The sequence below is a fragment of the Streptomyces sp. NPDC006798 genome, from assembly GCF_040635975.1.
Classification (GTDB): domain Bacteria; phylum Actinomycetota; class Actinomycetes; order Streptomycetales; family Streptomycetaceae; genus Streptomyces.
The window spans coordinates 1-5656 of sequence record NZ_JBEYIS010000110.1 but is presented as its reverse complement, the minus strand read 5'-3'; the positions used below and the strand labels follow the sequence as shown (position 1 = coordinate 5656).

Below are 5656 nucleotides of genomic sequence, written 5' to 3'. Positions count from 1 at the left end.
CATACCGCTGGAGCAACGGTCACATCTCCCTCAGCCCCGCCGGCGCCTGAGGCGCGAACGGCCCCGCCTGGCCACAGGCAACCCCGGCACCAGGCTCCTGAGGAGCCAGGAACCCCACAGCGGGAGGCGCCCCCGCCCCGCCGGCGCCTGAGGCGCGAACGGCCCCGCACGAGGCGGGGAGCCCCGGCACCAGGCGCCCCGACGCGGCGCACCCCCAGCGGGAGGCGACTACGCCGCCTGGAGTTCGAGGCGCGCGCCGAATTCGCGGACCGGGGGCTCGTCCGCGTAGGGCTCCAGGCGTTGTTGGAGGTCGTCCAGGTACTCCGCGCCCCGGCTGGAGCGGAGTGTGCCGAGGAGTTCGAGGGCGCGGGTGCCGCTGTGGCATGCCTGTTCCACCTCGCGCTGCTGGACCTGTGCCGTCGCCAGCAGCGCGTAGCCGATCGCGCGGCGCCTGGCCCGGGTCTCGGGGTGGCCTTCGAGCGCGCCCGCCGCGTGGTGTGCGGCGGCTTCGGAGTGGCCCAGGTCGCGGTAGCAGTGGGCGAGTTCGTCGGAGAGGTACGCCCCGTCGAAGTGGTCGATCCAGACGGGGTCGTCGCCCTTGTCGGGTTCGGCGCGTTCGAGGGCGGCGAGGGCTTTGCCCGCGACGGTCTGGCAGGTGCGGGCGTCGCCGAGGAGGGCGTGGCCGCGGGCTTCGGCGGCGTAGAACATGGCCTGGGCCCGGGGTGTGACCTGGCCGCGCGCGCCTTCCTGGGCGGCCCTGGCGAGTTGGGCGATCTCGCGCGGGTTGCCGAGTTGGGCGGCGAGGTGGCTCATGGAGGCGGCGAGGACGTATCCGCCGTAGCCCCGGTCGTCGGCGGCCTGGGCGAGCCGGAGGGCCTGGATGTAGTAGCGCTGGGCGAGTCCGGGCTGGCCGGTGTCGACGGCCATGTATCCGGCGAGTTCGGTGAGCCGGGCGACGGCGGCGAAGAGTTCGCGGCCGACGGATTCGCGGTACGACCCGGAGAGCAGTCCGGAGACGACGGAGTTGAGGTAGTGGACGACGACGGGCCTGATGTGCCCGCTGCCGAACCGGTGGTCGAGGTCGGTGAGGGCGGCGGTCATGGCGCGGACGGCTTCGACGTCGGCGCTGCCGACCCGGGCTCCGGCGGTCCGGGCGACCTGGGTGTCGGCGCCGGTGATCAGCCAGTCGCGGCTGGGTTCGACGAGCGCCGACGCGGCGACGGACGTGCCGGAGAGGAAGTCGCGGCGGCCGACGTCGCTGCGCCACAGTTCGCAGACCTGCTCGATGGCGCCGAGCACGGTCGGGGAGAACTGGAGTCCGACGCCGGACGCGAGGTTCTTGCCGTTGGCCATGCCGATCTCGTCGATCGTGACCGTACGGCCCAGTTTGCGGCCGAGGGCCTCGGCGATGATGCCGGGTGCCCGGCCCCGGGGCTGCTGGCCCCGGAGCCAGCGCGCCACGGATGTCTTGTCGTACCGCAGATCGAGTCCGCGTTCCGCGCCGACCATGTTGACGCGGCGCGCGAGCCCGGCGTTGGAGCACCCGGCTTCCTGAATGAGCGCCTGCAGCCGTTCGTTCGGCTGGCGGGCGACGAGTGGCCTGGCTGCCATTGGATCCCTAACCCCCTGAAGCGCCGCGGGTGATCGAATCCTTGAATTCGGAAATACCTCGGTCCGAGAAGACCCGGGAAGGTTCCGAGAAGGTCCTGATCACTGCCCGGCGGATATACGGAGAATGCAGACTTAAGAGCGTTGGTCGAGTTGGTCGGGTTTCTCCAGAATGCTGGAGGCATCCGAGGGCCCGTACGTCAAGAAATCCGGAAGTCCCCCCGAAAGATGCCCCCGGACGCACTCGACCGAACCGGAATGAAGCACTCCGGATCGCTGCACCCGTCCACGGTCACCGGGCATCGTCGCCCGCGGGGGCGCGCTCCCCCGCACGACCGCCCCTCCCAAGGGTGATACCCGGTCCCGGGACCGCTGTACAGGCGCGCCCCCGTATGTGCATCGATGCGCCCCATATGCGGGATCATGATCCCGGGGGCGGCCCGTAGGGGGCCCGTAACCCCCGGTGATCACGGGAGTTGAGAGGGTCGTGGAAGAGACCATCGGAACTACGGATACCGCGCAGATCCCCCGGCAGCGGCGGATCGAGCAGCTGATGGACCATGCCGTGCGGTATGCGGAGGAACGGCACTGGGACGTGTTCCCCGGTACGTGGCTGGAGGCGGGCGACGGCAAGGAGTACTGCTCCTGCGGCGACACCGGCTGCGCCGCCCCGGGCGCGCACGCCACCCGCCCGGACTGGGGGAACCAGGCGACGGGCAGCGCGGCGGGGGCCCGCCGGATGTGGGGCAAGCAGCCGAAGGCGGCCGTACTGCTGCCCACGGGACGGACGTTCGACGTACTGGACGTTCCGGAGTCGGCCGGGTTCCTGGCCCTGGCGCGGCTGGAGCGGATGGACCTCCCGCTGGGTCCGGTGATCTCCACCCCCGACCGCCGGATGATCTTCCTGGTGCTGCCGGGCGGCGCGGCCAAGGCCCCGGCGCTCGTCCGCGACCTCGGCTGGGCCCCCAGCTCCCTCGATCTGGTCCCGCGCGGCCAGGGCCACTACATCGCGGCCCCGCCGACCCGGATCGGCGGCCTGGGCCCGGTGCAGTGGGCCCGTAAGCCCACCCCGGAGAACCGCTGGCTGCCGGACGCGGAGGAGCTGATCAGCCCGCTGGCGTACGCCTGCGGCCGGGAGCGGAGCCGCCCGGGTACGGTGCCGTCCGCCTGACCGGCCCCTCCGACGCCCTGAGGCTCTGAGGCTCTGAACGACCCGAGGCCCCCACGCCTCGTACGTACGGATATTCGCGGCACCGGCGCGGCCGGCGTTCCGACCGGCGCTCCCCCCACCCGGTCGCCCCGCCCCCGCCCCGCCTCCACTCCCCACGGCCCCACCGAGCGGCCGAAAGCCCCGGGCCCCGTACCGGAAAAAACGTTCCTCCCGGCTGTCTAGGCTGGCCCCGTACAGGCATACGAGCAGGGGACCGAAGGAGCACGACCATGCCGGACCAGCAGACGGCGGCCGGGGAGAACCCGGCGGACGGCAGAGCGGCGACCGCACCGCCCGCCGTCCAGGTGGAAGGGCTGTGGAAGAGGTTCGGCGAACAACTCGCCGTCGCGGGCGTCGACCTCACCCTCCCCGCCGGGCGGTTCATCGGCCTCGTCGGCCCCAACGGCGCGGGCAAGACGACCACTCTCTCCATGGTGACGGGCCTGCTCCGCCCCGACACCGGGCGGATCTCGATCGCGGGCCACGACGTCTGGGCCGACCCGGTCGCCGTGAAGTCCCGGATCGGCGTACTCCCCGAAGGCCTGCGGATGTTCGAACGGCTCTCCGGCCGGGAACTGCTCGCCTACAGCGGACGGCTGCGCGGCCTCCCCGGCGACGAGGTCGACAAGCGGGCCACCCAGCTCCTCGACGTCCTCGGACTCGCGGGCGCCCAGCACAAACTGGTCGTCGACTACTCCACCGGCATGCGGAAGAAGATCGGACTCGCCTCCGCGCTCCTCCACAACCCCGGAGTCCTCTTCCTCGACGAGCCCTTCGAAGGCGTCGACCCCGTCTCGGCCCAGACCATCCGGGGCGTCCTGGAGCGGTACACGGCGTCCGGCGCGACCGTGGTCTTCTCCAGCCATGTGATGGAGCTGGTCGAGTCGCTCTGCGACTGGGTCGCCGTGATGGCCCAGGGCCGGATCGTGGCACAGGGACCGCTCGCCGAGGTCAGGGGCGAGGCGCCCACCCTCCAGCAGGCGTTCCTCGAACTCGTCGGCATACGGGACGAGGACACCGGCGCGGACCTCGACTGGCTGGGCGGCGGAAACGGTACGGCCCGATGAGCGCGGCAGCCCCGGCCGCCGGGCCGCTCCCGGGCCGGGCCACCGGCTCTTCCGCCGGGCCGCGCGAGCTGTCCACCGGCGCGCTCGCCGCCGTCTTCGTACGGCTGAAGCTGACCCTGCTGCGCAACGGACTGCACCAGTCCACCGCGCGCAAGACCGTCTTCATCATCTCCCTCGTCCTCGCCGTCCTCTTCGCCTTCGCCCAACTGCTCGGCTTCGTCCTGGCGCGTGACAGCGACTACGTCACCACCGTCGGCGTCCTGTACGCCGCCGCACTCGCGGGCGGCTGGGCCGTGATGCCGCTCTTCTTCCCCAGCGGCGACGAAACCCTCGACGCCACCCGGCTCGTGATGCTGCCGCTGCGGCCCGGACCCCTGGTCGCGGCGCTCACCGCCGCCTCCCTCGTCGGCACAGGCCCCCTCTTCACCTTCTGCGTCCTGCTCGGCGCCGGAATCGGCCTCGCCCACAGCTGGGCCGCCCTCGCCGTCGCGATCGTCGCCGTACCCCTCGCCCTGCTCGGCTGCGTAGCCCTCGCCCGGGCCGTCGCCGCCGCCAACATCCGGCTCCTCACCTCCCGCAAAGGACGCGACCTCGCGATCCTCAGCGGACTCGTGATCGCCGTCGGACTCCAGGGCGTCAACTTCGCCTTCCAGAGACTCGGCGAGTCCGAGGACGGACTGCGGGCCCTCGACCCCGCCGCCGACATCGTCCAATGGCTCCCCGTCGCCTCCGCGATCAGCGCCGTCGACGCCACCGCCGACGGCGCGTACGGCATCGCCGCCGTCCGGCTCGCGATCTCCGCGGCCGCCCTCGCCGTACTGCTGCTGTGGTGGCGCCGGATGCTGACCCGGCTGATGACGTCCCCCGACGGCTCCACCCTCGCCGCGGCCTCCGAACAGGAGACCGGCGGCGGCGACGGCCGCCTCCACCGGCTGCTGCCGGGCGGCCGGACCGGCGCCGTGATGCAGCGGGCCCTGCGCTACCTGTGGCGCGACCCCAAGACCAAGGCCGGACTGGTCTCCGGACTGGCCCTCGGGGCGATCATCCCCCTGTTCTACGTCCTCCAGGGCAACGGCTCCATCTACCTCGCGGCCTTCGCCACCAGCATGCTCGGCATGCAGATGTACAACCAGTTCGGGCAGGACACCTCCGCGTTCTGGATGGTCCTCCAGACCATGTCCACCACCCGCGACGCCTACGAGGAACTCCGGGCCCGGGCCCTCGCGCTGCTCCTGATCGCCCTCCCCTACTCGATCCTCGTCACCGTCGCAGTCGCCGTCGCCGTCGACGACCTCGCCGGACTCCCGCCCGCCCTCGGCATCTCCTTCGCCGTCCTCGGCGCGATGCTGGGCACCGGGGCGTACGGCTCCGCCCGCTTCCCGTACTCCATCCCCCAGGACAACGCCTACAAGAACGTCGCCCCCGGACAGGCGTCCCTCGCCTGGATCTCCCTCGCGGGCGGCGGACTGCTCTCCGCGCTGCTCGTATCGCCGCTGCTGGCCGCGCTCTTCGTGCTCGACGACGCGCGGCTGTGGGTACTGCTGCCCGCCGGAGTGGTCTACGGGCCACTGCTGGCCTGGGCGGGCCTCCGCCTGGCCGCGCCGCTCACGGCCCGGCGCGGCCCGGAGATCCTCTCGGCGGTCAGCAAGGGCTAGCTTCCCGCCGCGGGCCCGTCGCACCGGGCCCCCCGGCGGGGGCGCGCCCCCCCCCGGCCCGCCCCCCACGGACTCGCGGGGGGGAGGGGAACTCGGTGGGGGTCGGGGGGGGGATG

General features: G+C 72.7%; 4 protein-coding genes. 3 read left to right on the top strand and 1 reads right to left on the bottom strand.

Annotated elements, in window-relative coordinates; all coding sequences use genetic code 11:
- Window positions 1–228: 228 nt before the first annotated feature.
- Complete coding sequence (locus ABZ714_RS34725) at window positions 229–1611, bottom strand: transcriptional regulator (RefSeq protein ID WP_358829365.1); 1383 nt, start codon at window positions 1609–1611, stop codon at window positions 229–231.
- 484 nt (window positions 1612–2095) lie between these two features.
- Here ABZ714_RS34725 and ABZ714_RS34720 point away from each other — a divergent pair, with 484 nt between their 5' ends.
- From ABZ714_RS34720 to ABZ714_RS34710, 3 genes are all read left to right on the top strand, one after another.
- A complete protein-coding gene (locus ABZ714_RS34720; RefSeq protein ID WP_358829364.1) occupies window positions 2096–2779 on the top strand; it encodes a bifunctional DNA primase/polymerase in 684 nt (227 codons plus the stop codon).
- A 269-nt stretch (window positions 2780–3048) separates the two neighbouring features.
- On the top strand, window positions 3049–3885 hold the full coding sequence (locus ABZ714_RS34715) for an ABC transporter ATP-binding protein (RefSeq protein ID WP_358829363.1): 837 nt from the start codon (window positions 3049–3051) through the stop codon (window positions 3883–3885).
- On the top strand, window positions 3882–5540 hold the full coding sequence (locus ABZ714_RS34710) for a transporter (protein ID WP_358829362.1): 1659 nt from the start codon (window positions 3882–3884) through the stop codon (window positions 5538–5540). Before ABZ714_RS34715 ends, ABZ714_RS34710 begins: the two co-directional genes overlap by 4 nt.
- Window positions 5541–5656: the final 116 nt, after the last annotated feature.